The sequence below is a fragment of the Stenotrophomonas sp. STEN083 genome (assembly GCF_056759195.1).
Genome location: NZ_JBRRCU010000012.1, coordinates 14,538 through 33,249 on the forward strand (window position 1 = coordinate 14,538; position 18,712 = coordinate 33,249).

Here is an 18,712-nt window from a genome sequence, read left to right on the forward strand (position 1 = left end):
TTTCGGCGGCTCCGGGCGGCTTTCCATCATCAGCGACAGTGCGGCCTTGGCCATCAGGTGGGCGCTGATCGGTGCGGTGATGAACAGGAACACGGTGATCAGCAGCTCGCGTGGCTGCGGGTCCTGGCCAAGGAAAATGTGGTACGCCACCGAGCACACCAATACGCAGCCAACGCCCAGTGTGCTGGCCTTGGTCGGTGCGTGCAGGCGCTTGAAGAAATCGGAGAAACGCACCAAGCCGAGTGCACCTATCAGGATGAAGATGCAGCCGAAGGCCAGCAATGCCGACAACGCGATTTGCAGAAAGGTGATCATTCGACGATATCCCTGCGCAGCACGAACTTGCTCAGCACCACCGTGCTGCAGAAGCCAAGCATGGCGATGATCAGTGCGGCCTCGAAGTAGATGGCCGAGTCCAGGTACATGCCGAACAGCATCAGTTCGGCGATGGCGGTTACAGACAAGGTATCCAGCGCCAGGATGCGGTCCGGCACGGTCGGCCCACGCAGCAGACGCCACAACGACAGCAGCATGGCGATGCCGACCACGTGCATGCACACGATCAGGGTGGTTTCGAATATCTGGTAACCGTTCACGGGAAGATCTCCATCAGCGGCGCTTCGTAGCGGCTCTTGATCTCGTTGATCAGGGCGTTGGCATCCTCAAGGTGCAGCACATGCACCAGCAGATGGCGGCGGTCCTCGGACATGGCCGCCGATACTGTGCCCGGGGTCAGGGTGATGAAACTGGTCAACGCGGCAATGCCGTGGATGTTGGCGATGTCCAGCGGTACCCAGATGAAGCCGGGCTTGAGCTTCTTCTCCGGCCCAAGCACCTGGGCGGCCACGCGCAGGTTGGACACCAGGATGTCCCACAGCACCACGGCCAGCAGCTTGGGTACCGGCCGCAAGCTGCCCAGGCGGGCGAACTCACGGTCCAGGCGCGCGGCGAACAAGGGGATCACCACGCCCAGCAGCATGCCCAGCAGCAACTGGCCAAGGTCGAAGCTGTCGGACATCAGCAGCCAGAAGGCGACCACGGTGATCGACAGAGCGGGCGACGGGAAGACCCGGCGCAGCAGGGGGCGACGTTCGCTCATGGCTGCCTCACCTGCGGCGTGGTGCCGCGTACGTCATGCAGGTACTGATCCGGTGCCAGCAGCTGTGTAGCGATGGCATCGGTCTGGCGCACCAGCGGCGCTGCGAAGATGGTCATCAGGACGACATAGCCCAACAGCAGGCAGGTAGCGGCGGTTTCGTATGGCCGTGCCGGGGCTTCGACCGGTTCTGGCGCAGGTGGGCTGTCATCGTCGCCGGGGACGTGCCAGAACAGGCGGATGCCGGTGCGTGCCAGGCCCATGATCACCAGCAGGCTGCTGCCCAGTACGGCGCTCCAGACCACGGCGGTATGTGCTTCCGGGACGGCCGAGAGTAGCGCCGCCTTGGCCAGGAAGCCGGCCAGCGGCGGCAGGCCGGCAACGGCCACCGCACCGACCAGGAACAACAGGCCCGGCACGGTCTTGCCCGGCAGTACGGTGAGCTCATGCTCGCGGCGGCGGTCGGCCTGCTGGCGACGGCGCCGCATCAGGTCGGCGATCAGGAACAGCGCGGCGGCGGCGAAGGTGCTGTGCGGCAGGTAATACAGGCCAGCGGAGATCGTGCCGGTGCTGCCCAGCGCGAAGGCGATGAACAAGGTCGCCGCCGACACCACCACCAGGTAGGCCACCAGCACGCTCATGCGGGTGGCCGCCAGTGCGCCCAGTGCGCCGACTACCAGGGTCGCGATGCCGGCCCACAGCAGCCAATCGCCGCCGTAACCACTCATCGCGCCAGCATCGGCGTCGAACCACAGCGAGGTCACCCGCAGCACCGAGTACAGGCCAACCTTGGTCATGATCACAAACAGCGCGGCCACCGCGGCAGGTGCACGCGCATAGGACTCGGGCAGCCACAGGTACATCGGTAGCAGCGCGGCCTTGGAACAGAACACCAACAGCAACAGGCCCAGCGCCGCCTTGGCCAGCTTCAGGTGCGAGGGTGGCAGCTCGGCGATGCGCTGGCCGATCTCGGCCATGTTCAAGGAACCCAGGGTGGCGTAGAGCATGCCCAGCGCGATCAGGAACAGGGTCGAGGCAGTGACGTTGAACACCACGTAATGCAGGCCGATGCGCATGCGCAGGCCGCGCCCGCCGGACAGCAGCAGGCCGTAGGAGGCGATCAGCATCACCTCGAAGAAGACAAACAGATTGAAGATATCCCCGGTCAGGAAGGCTCCGTTGAGGCCGACCAGCTGGAACTGGAACAGCGCATGGAAATGCGGCGCGCGCCGGTCCCAGCCAGTGCAGGCGTACAGCAGGCAGGCGATGGCCAGCAGCAGGGTGGTCGCCAGCATCCAGCCGGCCAGGCCATCGGCGACGAGGGCGATGCCAAGGCGTGCCGGCCAGTCACCGAGCAGGTAGGCCGAGATCTGGCCCTGGCTGGTCTGCGCGAACAGCAGCGCCACCGCCACCGCCAGCGCGGCCATGCTGGCCCAGGCCACCGTGCGTTGCACCTTGGGGCCGTAGCGGCGGTGTTCGATGAACAGCGACAGCGCGGCGCCCAGAAGCGGAATCAGGATTGGCAGGATGACCAGATGATTCATGCGCCAGCCTCCGGCTTGGCCGCTTGCTCAGCTGGCAATTCGGGCTCATGCGCGTCGACGTGGTCGCTGTGGTTGTCGCTGCGGCTGCGCATCGCCAGCACGATGCTCACCGCGGTCATCGCAAACGCAATCACGATGGCGGTCAGTACCAGCGCCTGCGGCAGCGGGTCGGTGTAATGCACCAGGCTGGTGGCCACGCCGTCCTTGAGCACCGGCGCCTTGCCGGTGACCGGTCGCCCCGCGCTGAAGATCAGCAGGTTGGTGGCATAGGACAGGAAGGTCATGCCCAGGATCACGTCGAAGCTGCGCGCACGCAGCAACAGGTAGATGCCGATGCCGGCCAGTACGCCGATGGCGCTTGCCAGTGCCAGTTCCATCAGTGCATCTCCCCGGTGCGTGCCGAACGGCGGTGGATATCGATTTCGCCGTTGCGGGCATTGCGGGTGCGCGAGGGTTTGATGGTGCCCATCATCGACAGGATCAGCATCACCCCGCCAAACACCACCAGATAGACGCCGGTATCAAAGCCAATCGCGCTGGCCAGCGGCACCGTGCCGATCAAGGGCAGCTCCAGGTCCAGATGACCGCTGGTCAGGAACGGCACGCCGAACAGCATCGAGGCCACGCCGCTGAGCAGGGCGATCAACAAGCCCAGGCCGATGCAGCGGATGTAGTCGAAGCCGAAGCGCGACTCCACCGACACGGTGCCCTGGATCACGTACTGGATCAGCAACGGCACCGCCAGCACCAGGCCGGCGACGAAACCGCCACCAGGCGCGTTGTGGCCGCGCAGGAACAGGAAGATCGACACCGTGAGCGTCAGCGGGAACATGATCTGGGCCAGATCGGCCGGCACCGGCAGCTTGATCGGCGGGCCCGGCATGATCTGCTCCGGTGCCATCCGTGTGCGGCGCAGCATCGCGTGCACCACCAGCGCGGCGATGCCGAACACGGTGATCTCGCCGAAGGTATCGAAGCCACGGAAGTCGACCAGGATCACGTTGACCACGTTGTGGCCATAGGCCTCGGGCAGTGAACGCAGCAGCATCTCGCCTGACATGGTATTGGGCGGCAGTGTCATCAGCGAATAGGCCAGCGCGGCGATGCCGCTGCCGGCAACGATAGCGAGCACCGCATCGCGGCGCTTACGCCAGCGCGAGTGCTCTGGCGGCGACTGTGCGGGGAGGTAGTTCATGCCCAGCAGCATCAGCGCCAGCGTCACCATCTCCACCATCAGCTGGGTCAGGGCCAGATCCGGGGCGGACAGGAATACGAAGGTCAGCGCCACCATCAGGCCGGTGCCGCCCATCACGATCACCGCCAGCAGACGCTGCTGGTACAGGAACAGCCCGGCGAACGCGCAGGCCAGCATCACCAGCCACAGCGTCCAGCCCAGCAAGGGCATGGTCTGCGGTGCCGGCCACAGCGGCATCACCGGGTTGGCGATGTAAGGCGCAGCGGCAACGATCACCGCTACCAGCACCAGCGCAAACAGCATGCGCTGCAGGCTGCCATTGGCCAGCGCGTTGGTGACGCGATGAGCAAAGCCGAACAGCACATCCAGACCGCGATGGAACAGATGCTTGCCGGTCGGGCGGTTGCGCGCGGCGTACAGGTCGGTGAAACGGCGCAGGCCGAAGTACAGCGCAACACCCCCGACCACGCCGATCGCGCTCATCGCCAGTGGCAGGTTGAAGCCGTGCCACACCGACAGGCTGTATTCCGGCATTGAAGTGCCGAGAATGGAGGCAGCGGCGGTCTGCAGTACCGGCGCGATGGTCAGCGCCGGAGCGATGCCGACGGCCAGGCAGATCACCACCAGCACTTCCACCGGAACTTTCATCCAGCGCGGCGGCTCATGCGGCACCACATCGATGTCGACCGGACCCTTGCCGAAGAAGGTGTCGTGGACGAAGCGCAGGCTATAGGCCACGCCGAGGATGCCGGCCAGCAATGCAGCAACGCTCATCGCACTGCGCATCCAGTCCGGACCCTGCGTAGCCAATGCCTCGGCGAACAGCATTTCCTTGGACAGGAAGCCATTGAGCAGCGGGATGCCTGCCATCGCCAGCGAGGCGACGATGGCCAGCGCGCTGGTGATCGGCATCAGCTTGCGCAGGCCGCCGAGCCGGCGCATGTCGCGGGTGCCGGTTTCGTGGTCGATGATGCCGGCGGCCATGAACAGCGAGGCCTTGAAGGTGGCGTGGTTGAGGATGTGGAACACACCGGCCACCACTGCCATCGGCGTGGACAGGCCGAACAGCAGGGTGATCAGGCCCAGGTGCGAGATCGTCGAATAGGCCAGCAGGCCCTTGAGATCATGCTGGAAGATCGCGTTCCAGGCGCCGATCAGCAGGGTGATGGCACCGATGCCGCTGACCACGTAGAAGAACAGCTCGGTACCGGCCAATGCGGGGTGCAGGCGCGCCAGCAGGAACACACCGGCCTTCACCATCGTCGCCGAGTGCAGGTAGGCCGACACCGGCGTGGGCGCGGCCATCGCATGCGGCAGCCAGAACTGGAACGGGAACTGCGCGCTCTTGGTGAAAATGCCGGCCAGCACCAGCAGCAGTGCCCAAGGATACAAGGCGCTGGCGCGGATCAGGTCACCCGAGGCCAGCACTACGTCCAGGTCGAAACTGCCGACGATGCGGCCGATCAGCAGCACACCGGCCAGCAGGGCCAGACCGCCGCCGCCGGTGACGATCAAGGCCATGCGTGCGCCCTCGCGGGCCTCCTTGCGGTGCGACCAGAAGCCGATCAGCAGGAACGAACTGATGCTGGTCAGCTCCCAGAACACCATCAACAGCAACAGGTTGCCGGCCAGCACCATGCCCAGCATCGCGCCCATGAACAGCAGCAGGTAGCTGTAGAAACGCCGCGCGCTGTCCTGCGCCGACAGGTAGTAGTGCGCATACAGCACCACCAGCGCACCGATGCCCAGCACCAGCCCGGTGAACATCCAGGCCAGGCCATCCAGGCGCAGGCTGAAATCCAAGCCGATCTGCGGCAGCCATTGCCAACTGTTGCGGACGATCTCGCCATCGAGCACGGCCGGGGTGGCGCTGCCGAGCAGGGCCAGGCCTAGAACCGGTGCCGCTGCTGCTGTCCATGCGGCTGCACTGCGCGACAAACGGCCATTGAGAGCGATGGCCGCTGCCAGCAGAAAGGGCAGCGCAAGCAGTAGCAACAGGACTGGCGTCATGTAGGGGCGCGGTTCAGAAAGGGGTTTTGCAGTCTAACAGGCGATTTTTTCGATCCGCGACTTTTTCTGAATGATCCGTTCGGGTTGGATCGGCGGAGCCAGTGCTGCCAATGGCTGCGGCCGGGAAACAAGAAAGCGCTGGAAAGCGTAGGGGCTCCGGGCTCTCATTCGACACTCCTCCCTTCTGCTTCCGGGCGCGCTGCGCTTGGCGGAGCTGCAGGCTGGGGTCTGTGTTGCTGGTGGCTGCGGAATCAGGCGTGCTTGGCCTATCCTTGCGCGGATGGAGAACGAAATTCGTAACAAGGCGGGCCAGCGCAGAGCACTGCTGTTTGGTGGCAGTGGCCAGATAGGCGAACCCTTGTTGGCGCAGTTGCTGGCGGCAGGTTGGGAAGTGACGGCGGTGTCCCGCCAAGCGCGTGCCGATACCCCGGGTGTCCATTGGGTGCAGGCCGATCTCTACGGATTCTGGCGTGATGGGCAGGCATTCGACGCCGTGCTCAGCTGTGGGCCTTTGGACAATTTCGCACGCTGGTATGCCGGTTCCGATATCCGCAGCCCTCGGGTGGTGGCCTTCAGCTCAACCAGTGCGGAGGTCAAGCAGGATTCGGCCGAACCCGCGGAGCGTGATGTCGCGCGCCGTCTGCAGGAGGCCGAGCAACTGCTGTTCGCAACTGCCAGCGAGCGCGCGGTTGCAGCTACTGTGCTGCGACCGACCCTGATCTACGGAGCTGGCCGCGACAAGACCCTGACCTCGGTCGCGCGCATCGCGCTGCGCACCCGTGTCCTGGTGTTGCCGACCTGCGCCAAGGGCCTGCGTCAGCCGGTGCATGTCGAGGATCTGGCCAAGGCCGTGTTGCAGGTGTTGCCAGCAGCCAGCAGCCATGGGCAGGCCTACGCACTGGGAGGCGGTGAAGTGCTGCCCTACAACCTGATGGTGCGACGGGTGTTGGCAACCTTGCGACCACGACCACTGTTGTTGCGCGTGCCCACGCCATTGTTTCTATGGGCGTTGCGCAAAGCACACGGCAAAGGACGTTTGCTGGGCATGAACGAGGCGGTACTGGAGCGTATGCGCGACCCGCTTGCGTTCGATATCGCACCGGCACAGCGTGATTTTGGCTACGCGCCGCGTGCCTTCGCGGTGCGAGCCGAGATGTTTACAGGTGCCAGCGACGACAGCGACGACAGCGAGGACGGCCTGGCCGGAAGCTGAGCTGAGCGGGCCTGTCCAGTCCGGATGTGGCCCGCAGAGAATCAGTAATGCCAGCCGAACTGCCGGAACAGCTTGGACAGCACCCAGATCGGGCCGATCAGCAGATAGGTCAGGTCGGTGAGGAAGCTTGGCCGGCGGCCTTCGATCTTGTGGCCGATGAACTGCGCGATCCACGCCACCACGAACACGCCGATGGCGAGGTACAGCAGCATCTGGATGCCGAGCCGGTCTTCCAGCAGCCGGCAGATGCAGCCGAACACGAAGAAGATGATCAGCATGCCGATACCCAGCGGGCGCGACAGGCGGTTGTAATAGGCCCAGGTGCCGAACATGGCGAATGCCGCCCAGATGCCATGCTGGAACCACGGCACCAGCGGTGGGATGCACCACAGCAGGGCAATCACCGACCACAGGATCGCCGGCACCGCGAACACGTGGATGGCCTGATTGGTGTGGTTGACGTGATCGCCAGAGTAGCTGGCGAAGTAACGATCCACAGGACGCGCAATACTCATTCCAGCTCCCTCCCGGGTTGACCGGCAGAGCATAGCGCGGCTTCCCTACGGATGCGCACGGTGGCCGTGCGCATCCGTGATCCAGCTTGCAGGATCAGTCGATGCGGATGCCGGCCAGCTTGTCCAGCGCTTCGGCGTACTTGGCGCGGGTGCGTTCGATCACCTCGGCCGGCAGCGCCGGGCCCGGGGCGGTCTTGTCCCAGTCCAGCGTTTCCAGATAGTCGCGCACGAACTGCTTGTCGTAGCTCGGCGGGCTGATGCCCACCTGGTACTCGTCGGCCGGCCAGTAACGCGAGGAATCCGGGGTCAGCATCTCGTCCATGATGTACAGACGGCCATCGGCGTCGGTACCGAACTCGAACTTGGTATCGGCCAGCAGGATGCCGCGCTCGGCCGCGTACTCGGCGGCGAACTGGTAGATGCGCAGGGTGGCATCGCGCACCTTCTCGGCCATGTCCGCGCCCACTGCCTTGACCATCGCGTCGAAGTCGATGTTCTCGTCGTGGTCACCCACCGCCGCCTTGGTGGACGGGGTGAAGATGGCTTCGGGCAGCTTTTCAGCCTGCTGCAGGCCATCGGGCAGGGCGATGCCGCTGATCTTGCCGGTGCGCTGGTAGTCCTTCCAGCCGCTGCCGATCACGTAGCCGCGGGCAATGGCTTCCACCGGAACCGGCTTGAGCTTCTTGGTCACCACCGCACGCTTGGCGTACAGCGCAGGGTCCACGCCCTCAGGCAGCACGCTGGCCACGTCGATGCCGGTCAGGTGGTTGGGCATCAGGTGCGCGGTCTTGGCGAACCAGAAATTGGATACCTGGCACAGCATTTCGCCCTTGCCCGGGATCGGGTCGGGCAGCACCACGTCGAACGCCGACAGGCGATCGGTGGCGACCATCAACAGGTATTCGCCCGGGGGTGTTCCTGCTGGCAGACGTTCGCGCGGGATATCAAACACATCACGCACCTTGCCGCGATGGCGCAAGGGCAGGCCGGGAAGATCGGATTGCAACAGCGTGGTCGGCACGGGCACTCCTGGGACTTGGCAATGAATGCCGCCGGCTTGGAGGACCCGGGTCTGGAGGACCCGCAGGGCCCGCGGCTGGTCGGCGGGCGGCCTAGTGTACGGCCGGATCGGGCCGCTGTGGCATAAAATGCACGTCTTGATTGTCCACAGGCCATTCACCCACCCATGCGCTGGTACGGAAAACTGTTCGGCTTCATCGCCGGGGCCCTGCTTTTCAGGCCCAACCCCTTGTTTGGCGGGATAATCGGCCTATTGCTGGGGCATGCCTTCGACAGCGACTGGTTCAAGCTGGGCAAGGACCTGCCGTACCGTGAACTGGGGGTCACCCGCGACGCCACCGACGCCGAGATCGACCTGGCCTACCGCCGCCTGATGTCCCAGTACCACCCCGACAAAGTGGCCGGCGCCGCCCCCGAGCTGCGCGCCCAGGCCGAGAAGAAGGCCCGGCAGATCAACGCCGCCTACGACCGCATCAAATCCCTGCGTAAACGCTGAAGGTCCTGCCATGTCCAACTGCATCATTGCCCCGTCCATTCTCTCGGCCGATTTCGCCAAGCTCGGCGAGGAGGTCGACAACGTGTTGGCTGCTGGCGCCGACTGGGTCCATTTCGACGTGATGGACAACCACTACGTGCCCAACCTGACCATCGGCCCGATGGTCTGCCAGGCGCTGCGCAAGCATGGCGTCACCGCGCCGATCGACGTGCACCTGATGGTCGAGCCGGTAGACCGGATCGTGCCGGACTTCGCCGAGGCCGGTGCCAGCATCATCAGCTTCCACCCGGAAGCCAGCCGCCACGTCCACCGCACCATCCAGCTGATCAAGTCGCACGGCTGCAAGGCCGGCCTGGTGCTGAACCCGGCAACGCCGGTCGAAGTGCTGGACTGGGTGCTGGAAGACCTGGACCTGGTGCTGCTGATGTCGGTCAACCCGGGCTTCGGTGGCCAGGCCTTCATCCCGTCGACCCTGGACAAGCTGCGTGCAGTGCGGGCGATGATCGACAAGCTCGGCAAGCCGGTGATGCTGGAAGTGGACGGCGGCGTCAAGGCCGACAACATCGGTGAGATCGCTGCTGCCGGTGCCGATGCCTTCGTTGCCGGTTCGGCCATTTTCAATGCGCCCAACTACGCCGAGATGATCAGCAAGATGCGCGGCAATGTCGCCGCGGCACGAGGCTGAGTGATGATCGCGGCTGAAGTGCAGATTCGTCCGGCCATCGCTGATGACGCAGGCCTGATCCTGCACTTCATCCGCGAGTTGGCTATCTACGAGAAAGCCGAATCCTCGGTGCAGACCGACGAGGCTGGCATCCGTGCCAGCCTGTTTTCCGCCGATGCCAAGGCGCAGGCCTTGATCTGCGAACGCGATGGTCAGGCGATTGGTTACGCCGTGTTCTTCTACAACTATTCGACCTGGCTGGGCCGCAATGGCATCTACTTGGAAGACCTGTACGTCAGCCCTGATGCGCGTGGCAGCGGTGCCGGCAAGGCCTTGCTGCAGCACATCGCCAGGCTGGCGGTGGAGCAGGGCTGCGGTCGTTTTGAATGGTCGGTGTTGGATTGGAATACGCCGGCCATCGACTTCTACAAGGCGGCCGGTGCAGTAGCGCAAGACGAATGGACGGTCTACCGCCTGCAGGGTGAAGCGTTGCAGAAATTCGCCAAAGGCGAATGACCTGCGTTTGTAGGAGCGGCGTAAGCCGCGAAGCACGTAGCAAATCAGGCAGTCAAAAGCTTACCCCTCCCCAACCCTCCCCTTTGCAGCGCAAAAGGGAGGGAGCGGTAGTGCCGAGCCATGCTCGGCAGAGGCTCTACCGGTAATGCCCCAGCCGAGCACGGCTCGGCTCTACAGGTGAAGCAAAAAAAAGCCGCAACGTTGCCGTTGCGGCCGGGGAGTCATCGGAGGCTGATCCTGCCTCCATCCGTCGTCCTTGCTATGGCCTTTCATTCTCCGCATGCGCTGTGACAACACAGTGACATTCACCCGCCTGCAGCAATCCACTTGCTAGGCTGCGCGCCTTCTCTGGAGAACCGCATGCAAGCAGCGCCCTGCTACCTGATCCTCAACGGCAAATCCGCTGGCGACGATGCCGTGCGTGACGCGGTTTCGCAGCTGCGCGAGTAGGGCCAGGACCTCAAGGTGCGGGTGACCTGGGAAGCAGGTGACGCCGAGCGTTATGTGCGAGAAGCCATCGCTGCACAGGCGCAGTTGCTGATCGCTGGCGGCGGTGACGGCACCTTGAGCGAAGTTGCCGAGGCGCTGGCGCACACCGGTCAGGATGCATCCCGATTGCCGGCTATGGCGTTGCTGCCGCTCGGCACCGCCAACGACTTCGCCACCGCTGCCGGCATTCCGCTCGAACCGTTGCCGGCATTGCAGTTGCCTGCACACTCACTGGCGCGCCCCATCGATCTGCTGCGCGTGGAAGGCGACGGCAAGGTGCACTGGTGCGCCAACCTCGCCAGCGGCGGCTTTGGCACCGAAGTGACGGTGGAAACCCACGAAGGCCTGAAGAAGATGCTCGGTGGCCTGGCCTACGTCATCACCGGCATCGGCAAGCTGGGCCGGATCGAGCCGATTCAGGCGCTGATCCGGGGCGAGGATTTCGAGTGGCAGGGCGGTTTCATCGCACTTGGCGTCGGCAATGGCCGCCAGGCCGGCGGCGGTCAGCAGCTATGCCCCGAGGCGGTGCTCGATGACGGCCTGCTGGACCTGACCATCGTCCCGGAGCTGTCCGGCGAGCTGATGTCCACCCTGGGCACCTTGTTCAGCGAAGGCAAGCACGCCGCGCTGGAGCAGGTGGCTGAACGGACGCGTCTGCGCGAGCTGTGGATCGAGGCCGAGCAGCCGCTGACCCTGAACCTGGACGGCGAACCGCTGCAGGCCCGGAGCTTCCACATCCAGTGCGTGGCCGGGCGGGTACGCATGCACCTGCCGGCGGAAACACCGCTGCTGGTCGGCTGAATCGTTGCCACTGCAAGCATCTGATCATGTTGCGGATGCACACCGGGCGCCGTTCTTGCGGTAAAGTTGCCCGGTGCCCATTCTGACGACCAAGCGTTCCCTTTCTTCCGCTCGCCGCTGGTGGCGATGGTGGCCCGTTGCCGTCGTCCGTACCGCCACCGTCGATTCCCGGAAGGAAAGCCGTCTTGATCACGCAAGAGCAGTTCCAGCAGCTGGCCGCTGAAGGCCATAGCGCACACCCGCATAATTTCGTACCCGTCGTCCGCGAAGTGCTGTCCGACCTGGACACGCCGCTCTCGGTTTACCTGAAGCTCGCCGACGGCCCGTATACCTACCTGTTTGAATCGGTCGAAGGCGGCGAACGCTTCGGGCGCTATTCCATCATCGGCATGCCCGCGCGCCGCATTTACAGCTTCCGTGGCCACACGCTTGAAGTCAGCGAGCTGGGCGAAGTGGTCGAGCGCCGTGAAGTAGCCGATCCGCTGGCCGAGGTCGAAGTGCTGCGCAAGCAGTACTCGGTACCGCAGCTGGAAGGCCTGCCGGGCTTCACCGGCGGGCTGGTGGGCTGGTTCGGTTTTGAGTGCATCCAGTACATCGAGCCGCATCTGGGCGCGGGCGACAAGCCCGACGAACTCGGTACGCCCGACATCCTGTTGATGCTGTCCGAAGAGCTGGCGGTATTCGACAACCTCAAGGGCCGCCTGTACCTGATCGTGCATGCCGACCCGGCGCAGCCGCAGGCCTGGGCGCGTGCAAACCGTCGCCTTGATGAGCTGGCACACCGCCTGCGTCAGGGCGGTGCCGGTTACCCGCAGTCGCAGGTGTCCGACGCCATCGACGAACAGGATTTCCAGTCTTCGTTCACCCGCGAGGAATACCACGCAGTGGTACGCAAGGCACAGGAATACGTGCGTGCTGGCGATATCTTCCAGGTGGTTCCGAGCCAGCGCCTGCGCGTGCCGTTCCGCGCGCGGCCGATCGATGTGTACCGCGCGCTGCGCGCGTTGAATCCGTCGCCGTACATGTATTTCATCGATGTGGGTGGCACCCAGGTGGTCGGCTCCTCGCCGGAAATCCTGGCGCGCCTGCGCGATGGCATCGTCACCGTGCGTCCGATCGCCGGCACCCGTCCGCGCGGCGCTACGCCGGAGCTGGACAAGGCGCTGGAAGTCGAGCTGCTGGCCGATCCCAAGGAGCGCGCCGAGCATGTGATGCTGATTGATCTGGGCCGCAACGATGTCGGCCGCGTCGCCGAACCGGGCACTGTCAAGGTCGGCGAGCAGTTCGTGATCGAGCGCTACAGCCACGTCATGCATATCGTCAGCGAAGTCACCGGCACCTTGAAGGCTGGGCTGAGCTATAGCGATGTGATGCGCGCGACCTTCCCGGCTGGCACCGTCAGCGGTGCACCGAAGATCCGCGCGCTGGAGATCATCCGCGAGCTGGAACCGGTCAAGCGCAATGTCTATTCCGGCGCAGTCGGTTACATCGGCTGGAACGGCGATGCCGATACCGCCATCGCCATCCGCACCGCGGTGATCCAGGACGGTTACCTGTACGTGCAGGCCGGCGGCGGCGTGGTCTACGACTCCGATCCCGATGCCGAATGGCAGGAAACCATGAACAAGGGCCGCGCGCTGTTCCGTGCGGTTGCTCAGGCGGCGAAGGGTTTGTAGGCCGCGTTTCGCACGTTGGTTTTATCGAAAGCAGATGTTTCTCTCACCATGACAAGGAGTGCCGCATGAAGTTGCCCCGCATGTTGCTGTGGTCATCGTTGCTGATTGCCGCTGTTCCGCAGGCGTGGGCGCAGGCCAACTCCATTCCGTCACAACCGCATCTGTTGGTGAAGGGTGATGCCAGCCGCAAGGTGATGCCGGATCGATTCGTGGTGAAGATCGCGCTGGAGTCGGTGGATATGCAGACCGATATCGCGCGGCGCAAGGTCCAGGCAAATGCGGAGCGAATCATGGCGCTGTTCGCCAAGCACGGCGCCATTGCCGAGACGGTACGCATGGATAACCTGAGCATCGAGCCATCTACGCGTTACAAGGATGATGAAGAAGTGTTTGTGGGCACCGCCGTCAGCCGTGATCTGGAAGGTTCCTTCGAAAAGCCAGAGCAGTTGCAGGCGTTTCTTGCTGAGCTGAATGCCAGCAGCGAAGTACAGGTGAGCACCGCAAAGCCCATGTATTCGGGTGAAGCGAGGCTGCGGGCCGAACTCAAGGCCGAAGCGGCTGCGCAGACGCGCGCGTCGGCAAAGGGGCTCGCTGATGCCTATGGGGCGAAGATCATCGGCCTTTACACGATTTCAGATGTTGCCCCCAGCTTTGCCTACGGTGTACAGGCTGGCAGCTGGTCGAATGCAAACAGAGCGGACACCTTCCATAGGGAAAGCGATTCGCTGGACCGGGTACAGGTTACCGGTAGCCGCAGTGTGGGTTATGCGATACGCCCCCCCGGTGAGCAGCTGATAGCTGGTCCAATCACCTACACCGAAAACGTCTACGCCATATTCCTGATTAGCGATGGAAACTGAATCATGCTGTTGATGATCGACAACTACGACAGCTTCACCTTCAACCTCGTGCAATACCTGCAGATGCTGGGTGCCGAAGTGAAGGTGGTGCGCAATGACGCGATGAGCGTCGCCGAGATCGCTGCGCTCAAGCCTTCGCATATCGTGGTATCGCCCGGCCCGAAGACGCCGAACGAAGCCGGTGTGTCGCTGGAGGTGATCCGCGAGCTCGGCCCGAGCATTCCGCTGTTCGGTGTGTGCCTGGGCCATCAGGCCATCGGCCAGATCTATGGCGGTGATGTGATCCGCGCCAGCAACATCATGCACGGCAAGGTCTCGCCGATCCGCCATGAAGGCAAGGGCGTGTTCGCCGGCCTGCCGGACCGCTACGAGGCAACCCGCTACCACTCGCTGGTGGTGGACAAGAGCACCTTGCCGGCGGTGCTGGAAATCACCGCCTGGACCGAGAATCCGGACGGTTCGATGGAAGAGATCATGGGCCTGCGCCACCGTGAGTATCCGGTCGAAGGCGTGCAGTTCCATCCCGAATCCATCCTCACCCAGCACGGTCACGCGCTGATGAAGAACTTCCTGGATCGCACATGTTGATCGAGCCCAGCCAGCTGCTGTTGTTCATGCTCGCGGGCTGGTTGTTGAATCTGACGCCGGGCCCGGATGTGCTGTACATCATCAGCCGCTCGCTGCGCGGTGGTCGTCGCGCCGGTTTCGCTGCGATCGCTGGCATCAGTGCCGGTTGTCTGGTGCACGTCGCGCTGGCCTCGCTGGGTCTGGGCGTGCTGCTGGCGACCTCGGCCACCTTGTTCACCGTGATCAAGTGGATCGGTGCGGCCTATCTGCTGTGGGTGGGCGTGCGTCTGCTACGCAACACCGGTGAGTCGACCTTGCAGGCGGACATCGCCGCCAGCAGCGGCAGTGCTGGCTCGTGGTGGCAGGTATTCGCCGGTGGCTTCCTGACCAATGTGCTGAACCCGAAGGTGGTGCTGTTCTTCCTGGCCTTCCTGCCGCAGTTCATCGCCCCGTCGGTGCAGAACAAGCCGTTGGCGTTCGCGCTGCTGGGTCTGATCTTCATGGTCAATGCGCTGCCGATCAATGCGGCTTACGTGTTGGCGGCCGACCGCGTGCGCAGCAGCCGTTGGGCTGCGCGTGGCATGCAGTGGCTGGACAAGCTGGCCGGCGTGCTGTTCATCGGCTTCGGCCTGCGCCTGGCACTGACCGCGAGGCCGACGCCGTGAGCCTGGAAGATTTCCGCCTGTTCGTGGTGATGCTCGGTGGCCGCCATGCGCGCGCCAATACCGAGGTGCATGACGTGGTGTTCGCCGTTGGCCCCAGCATCGAGCAGACCTACCCACAACTGCGTCAGCAATGGTTCGGCGAGGCTGCAGGCCTGCATCTGGATTCATGGATGACGGTCGACGGCGTCGACGACTGGCAGGTGCGCATCTGCGATGACGCGCCTGCGGCCGACGCGCCGACCTTGTTCTTCGTCAACCTCGGCGGCTACGTCGAAGGCGAGTTCGGCGAAGCACATCGTTATCTGCTGGTGGTCGCTGCCGATGCAGTCGAAGCCAAGCGCAAGGCGCTGGCGCAGGCCGAAGCGCAGTGGATCAAGCCGCACCGCGACGCGTTGCTGGAAGTGGACAGCTGCCTGCCGGTCGGCCCGATCGGTGGCCTGCACGTGCAGTTGCTACGTGGCGCACACGCCGGCATCCATAGCCAAAGCGACTACATCGTTATTTCCTGATTCTGGAGTTGTCATGACCATCACCGCGCAGGAAGCCCTGCAACGCACCATCGAACACCGCGAGATCTTCTTCGACGAGATGGTCGATCTGATGCGGCAGATCATGCGTGGCGAAATCTCGCCGACCATGACCTCGGCCATCCTCACTGGCTTGCGCGTTAAAAAGGAAACCGTCGGCGAGATTGCTGGCGCGGCCACGGTGATGCGCGAGTTCGCGCACCCGGTGCAGGTCGCCAACAAGACCCATCTGGTCGACATTGTCGGCACCGGTGGCGATGGTTCGCATACCTTCAACATCTCCACCTGTTCGATGTTCGTGGTCGCTGCTGCCGGCGCCAAGGTCGCCAAGCACGGCAACCGCAGCGTGTCGTCCAAGTCCGGCAGCGCCGATGCGGTGGAAGCGCTGGGCGCGGTGATCGAGCTGCAGCCCGAGCAGGTTGCACAAGCCATCGAGCAGACCGGCATCGGCTTCATGTTCGCGCCGATGCACCACCCGGCAATGAAGGTGGTCGCACCGGTGCGCCGCGAAATGGGCGTGCGCACCATCTTCAACATTCTCGGCCCGCTGACCAATCCGGTCGGCGCTACCAATATCCTGATGGGCGTGTTCCATCCCGACCTGGTCGGCATCCAGGCGCGCGTGCTGCGCGAGCTCGGCGCCGAGCGTGCGCTGGTGGTGTGGGGCCGCGACAACATGGACGAGATCTCGCTGGGCGCTGGCACTCTGGTTGGGGAGCTGCGCGACGGCAAGGTGCGCGAGTATGAGATTCATCCGGAAGACTTCGGCATCGCCATGTCGGCCAGCCGCAACCTCAAGGTGGAAAACCCGGAAGAATCCATCGCCATGCTGCGCGCGGTGCTGGACAACCAGCCGGGCCCGGCCAACGATATCGTCGCGCTCAACGCTGGTGCCGCGTTGTATGTGGCAGGCGTCGCCGACAGCATCGCCGATGGCCTGGCCCGCGCCCGCGCGGTGATTGCCGATGGCAGCGCCCGCGCGCGCATGCAGCAGTACGTTGCCACCAGCCGCGCCTTGGCCGGCAATCCCTGATAATCCACCAATCACCCGCGTCAGCAGCGCCCGTCTTCCAGGAAGCAGATCCATGAGCGACATCCTCAACACCATCCTCGCCCGCAAAGTGCAGGAGGTAGCCGAGCGCAGCGTCAACGTGCCGCTGGCCGAGTTGAAGGCGCGCCTGGCCGATGCCTCGCCGGTGCGCGGCTTTGCCAATGCGCTGAACGCGGCCATCGCCAACGGCGACCCGGCGGTGATTGCCGAGGTCAAGAAGGCCAGCCCCTCCAAGGGCGTGATCCGCCCGGATTTCCATCCGGCTGATATCGCGGTGAGCTATGAACTGGGCGGCGCCAGCTGCCTGTCGGTGCTGACCGATGTGGACTTCTTCCAGGGCGCCGACCTGTACCTGCGTCAGGCCCGCGAGGCCTGCACGCTGCCGGTGCTGCGCAAGGACTTCGTCATCGACCCATACCAGGTCTACGAGGCGCGCGTGCTCGGCGCTGACTGCATCCTGCTTATTGTCTCGGCGTTGGACGACCGCCAGCTGGCCGAGCTGTCCGACCTGGCGATGCGGCTGGGCATGGACGTGTTGGTAGAAGTGCACGACATCGACGAGCTGGAGCGCGCCATCCAGGTGCCGGTGCCGCTGGTCGGCATCAACAACCGCAACCTGCGCACCTTCGAAGTCTCGCTGGACACCACGTTGGAGATGCGCAATGCAGTGCCGCGCGACCGTCTGCTGGTCACCGAGAGCGGCATCATGGGCCCGGCCGACGTCAAGCTGATGCGCGACGCCGGGGTCAACGCCTTCCTGGTTGGTGAGACCTTCATGCGCGTCGAAGAGCCGGGCGAGGGCCTGCGTCAGCTATTCTTCCCTGCATGACTGATCCCTACCCGAACCCGCGTGATGACGCGCAACTGGTCGTCTTCGACTTCGATCACACCCTGTACGACGGCGATTCCGGCAGCCACCTGTTCGCCTGGCTGATCAAGCGCAATCCCCTGCGGCTGCTGGTGGCCATCCTGGCGACGCCGCTGCTGGGGCCGTTGGTGGCGATGCTGCCGACGCGCCGATTTGGCATTTCCGGCTATGTCTGGATTGCCACCTTCGGCCTGCACCAGGCACGTGAGTTCAACAAGGTGATCGACCAGTACGTGCTCAAGCACGAGGACGAGATCCGCCAGCACCTGCTGCCGCATGCCCTGCAGGTATTCGCCGCGCACCGCCGTGCCGGCGACCGGGTGATCGTGGCCACCGGCGCACCGCCGGAGTTGGCCCGAGCCATCCTCGCCTTCGTGGCCGAGCAGGGCGTGCCGGTGATCGGCAGCGAGGTTGGCCCTCGGCTGGGCGCGATGGGTGCCACCCGCCACTGCCACAACGAAGAAAAGATGCGCATGCTGCGCGAGCGCGGCTACGGCGACATCGCCATTGCCTATTCCGACAGCACCGCCGACCTGCCGCTGCTCAAGGCCGCCAAGGCGCCGGTAGTGGTGAACCCCAAGCATTCGCGGGTGGAGTACTTCGGCAAGGTATTGCCAGCCGGCACCCCGATCCTCAACTGGGGCTGCCCGGGGCGCGGCGGCAAGCCGCTGCCCAGGTAATCCAAAGCGGAGGGCAACGATCCAGCCGTTGCCGACATCCCTTCTCCCGCTTGCGGCAGAAGTTACCCCTAAGGGCGGATGAGGGGGCTTTTGACGCACCAGCAAGGCCTGCCGAAGCCGACATCCCTTCTCCCGTTTACGGGAGAAGGTGCCCGAAGGGCGGATGAGGGGGCTTTTAGGGCTTTAAGGCAAAAGCTCCCCTCACCCCAACCCCTCTCCCGTAAACGGGAGAGGGGCTATTAAGAGCAGCTTCGCCTCA

19 protein-coding genes and 2 pseudogenes are annotated in these 18,712 nt (G+C 64.3%); 13 read left to right on the top strand and 8 right to left on the bottom strand.

What is annotated here, in order from left to right; all coding sequences use genetic code 11:
- Positions 1-3: 3 nt before the first annotated feature.
- The 6 genes and pseudogenes from ACVOK8_RS05860 to ACVOK8_RS05885 all read right to left on the bottom strand — a co-directional run.
- Positions 4-315, bottom strand: a pseudogene (locus tag ACVOK8_RS05860) (Na+/H+ antiporter subunit G); the annotation flags it as partial.
- The gene (locus ACVOK8_RS05865) at positions 312-554 is read right to left on the bottom strand and encodes a K+/H+ antiporter subunit F (protein WP_481510128.1); all 243 of its coding nucleotides are present in this window, start codon (positions 552-554) and stop codon (positions 312-314) included. The gene ACVOK8_RS05865 and the pseudogene ACVOK8_RS05860, both read right to left, overlap by 4 nt.
- Before the next feature lie 38 nt (positions 555-592).
- Positions 593-1,099 (bottom strand): Na+/H+ antiporter subunit E, encoded by a 507-nt coding sequence (locus ACVOK8_RS05870; RefSeq protein ID WP_481566012.1) that lies wholly within the window; start codon positions 1,097-1,099, stop codon positions 593-595.
- Positions 1,096-2,640 (bottom strand): monovalent cation/H+ antiporter subunit D, encoded by a 1,545-nt coding sequence (locus ACVOK8_RS05875; RefSeq protein WP_481566013.1) that lies wholly within the window; start codon positions 2,638-2,640, stop codon positions 1,096-1,098. The genes ACVOK8_RS05870 and ACVOK8_RS05875 overlap by 4 nt, the downstream gene beginning before the upstream one ends.
- Positions 2,637-3,017, bottom strand: coding sequence for a Na+/H+ antiporter subunit C (locus ACVOK8_RS05880; RefSeq protein ID WP_481566014.1), 381 nt, complete (start codon positions 3,015-3,017; stop codon positions 2,637-2,639). Before ACVOK8_RS05880 ends, ACVOK8_RS05875 begins: the two co-directional genes overlap by 4 nt.
- Positions 3,017-5,845: a monovalent cation/H+ antiporter subunit A gene (locus tag ACVOK8_RS05885; RefSeq protein WP_481566015.1), complete on the bottom strand. Its 2,829-nt coding sequence runs from the start codon at positions 5,843-5,845 to the stop codon at positions 3,017-3,019. Before ACVOK8_RS05885 ends, ACVOK8_RS05880 begins: the two co-directional genes overlap by 1 nt.
- 280 nt (positions 5,846-6,125) lie before the next feature.
- On the opposite strand from ACVOK8_RS05885, the gene ACVOK8_RS05890 reads away from it, so the two are divergent.
- Positions 6,126-7,058, top strand: coding sequence for an NAD-dependent epimerase/dehydratase family protein (locus ACVOK8_RS05890; protein WP_481566016.1), 933 nt, complete (start codon positions 6,126-6,128; stop codon positions 7,056-7,058).
- 41 nt (positions 7,059-7,099) lie between these two features.
- Here the strand turns inward: ACVOK8_RS05890 and ACVOK8_RS05895 are convergent, their stop codons facing one another.
- Both ACVOK8_RS05895 and ACVOK8_RS05900 read right to left on the bottom strand, forming a co-directional pair.
- Positions 7,100-7,573: an Mpo1 family 2-hydroxy fatty acid dioxygenase gene (locus tag ACVOK8_RS05895; RefSeq protein ID WP_481566017.1), complete on the bottom strand. Its 474-nt coding sequence runs from the start codon at positions 7,571-7,573 to the stop codon at positions 7,100-7,102.
- A 94-nt stretch (positions 7,574-7,667) separates the two neighbouring features.
- A complete protein-coding gene (locus ACVOK8_RS05900) occupies positions 7,668-8,594 on the bottom strand; it encodes a phosphoribosylaminoimidazolesuccinocarboxamide synthase (protein WP_481566018.1) in 927 nt (308 codons plus the stop codon).
- Between the two features lie 165 nt (positions 8,595-8,759).
- On the opposite strand from ACVOK8_RS05900, the gene ACVOK8_RS05905 reads away from it, so the two are divergent.
- The 12 genes and pseudogenes from ACVOK8_RS05905 to ACVOK8_RS05960 all read left to right on the top strand — a co-directional run bounded on the left by ACVOK8_RS05905 (position 8,760) and on the right by ACVOK8_RS05960 (position 18,453).
- Positions 8,760-9,089, top strand: coding sequence for a J domain-containing protein (locus ACVOK8_RS05905; RefSeq protein WP_481566019.1), 330 nt, complete (start codon positions 8,760-8,762; stop codon positions 9,087-9,089).
- Positions 9,090-9,099: 10 nt separating this feature from the next.
- On the top strand, positions 9,100-9,774 hold the full coding sequence (gene rpe, locus ACVOK8_RS05910) for a ribulose-phosphate 3-epimerase (protein ID WP_481566020.1): 675 nt from the start codon (positions 9,100-9,102) through the stop codon (positions 9,772-9,774).
- 3 nt (positions 9,775-9,777) lie between these two features.
- Positions 9,778-10,269, top strand: coding sequence for an N-acetyltransferase family protein (locus ACVOK8_RS05915; protein WP_481566021.1), 492 nt, complete (start codon positions 9,778-9,780; stop codon positions 10,267-10,269).
- A 360-nt stretch (positions 10,270-10,629) separates the two neighbouring features.
- Positions 10,630-11,559: pseudogene (gene yegS / locus ACVOK8_RS05920) on the top strand (lipid kinase YegS).
- A 185-nt stretch (positions 11,560-11,744) separates the two neighbouring features.
- The gene (trpE, locus tag ACVOK8_RS05925; protein ID WP_481566022.1) at positions 11,745-13,235 is read left to right on the top strand and encodes an anthranilate synthase component I; all 1,491 of its coding nucleotides are present in this window, start codon (positions 11,745-11,747) and stop codon (positions 13,233-13,235) included.
- Between the two features lie 98 nt (positions 13,236-13,333).
- A complete protein-coding gene (locus ACVOK8_RS05930; protein ID WP_481566023.1) occupies positions 13,334-14,095 on the top strand; it encodes an SIMPL domain-containing protein in 762 nt (253 codons plus the stop codon).
- Positions 14,096-14,098: 3 nt separating this feature from the next.
- Positions 14,099-14,683, top strand: a complete 585-nt coding sequence (locus ACVOK8_RS05935) for an anthranilate synthase component II (RefSeq protein WP_481566024.1) — start codon at positions 14,099-14,101, stop codon at positions 14,681-14,683.
- Positions 14,677-15,327, top strand: a complete 651-nt coding sequence (locus ACVOK8_RS05940) for a LysE family translocator (protein ID WP_313170884.1) — start codon at positions 14,677-14,679, stop codon at positions 15,325-15,327. The genes ACVOK8_RS05935 and ACVOK8_RS05940 overlap by 7 nt, the downstream gene beginning before the upstream one ends.
- Positions 15,324-15,836 carry a DUF1543 domain-containing protein gene (locus ACVOK8_RS05945; protein ID WP_481566025.1) on the top strand — a complete coding sequence of 171 codons (513 nt, stop codon included), beginning with the start codon at positions 15,324-15,326 and terminating at the stop codon, positions 15,834-15,836. Before ACVOK8_RS05940 ends, ACVOK8_RS05945 begins: the two co-directional genes overlap by 4 nt.
- A 13-nt stretch (positions 15,837-15,849) precedes the next feature.
- Positions 15,850-16,887 carry an anthranilate phosphoribosyltransferase gene (gene trpD / locus ACVOK8_RS05950; protein WP_481566026.1) on the top strand — a complete coding sequence of 346 codons (1,038 nt, stop codon included), beginning with the start codon at positions 15,850-15,852 and terminating at the stop codon, positions 16,885-16,887.
- 52 nt (positions 16,888-16,939) lie between these two features.
- The gene (gene trpC / locus ACVOK8_RS05955; protein ID WP_481566027.1) at positions 16,940-17,734 is read left to right on the top strand and encodes an indole-3-glycerol phosphate synthase TrpC; all 795 of its coding nucleotides are present in this window, start codon (positions 16,940-16,942) and stop codon (positions 17,732-17,734) included.
- On the top strand, positions 17,731-18,453 hold the full coding sequence (locus ACVOK8_RS05960) for a haloacid dehalogenase-like hydrolase (RefSeq protein WP_481566028.1): 723 nt from the start codon (positions 17,731-17,733) through the stop codon (positions 18,451-18,453). The genes trpC and ACVOK8_RS05960 overlap by 4 nt, the downstream gene beginning before the upstream one ends.
- Positions 18,454-18,712 lie beyond the last annotated feature (259 nt).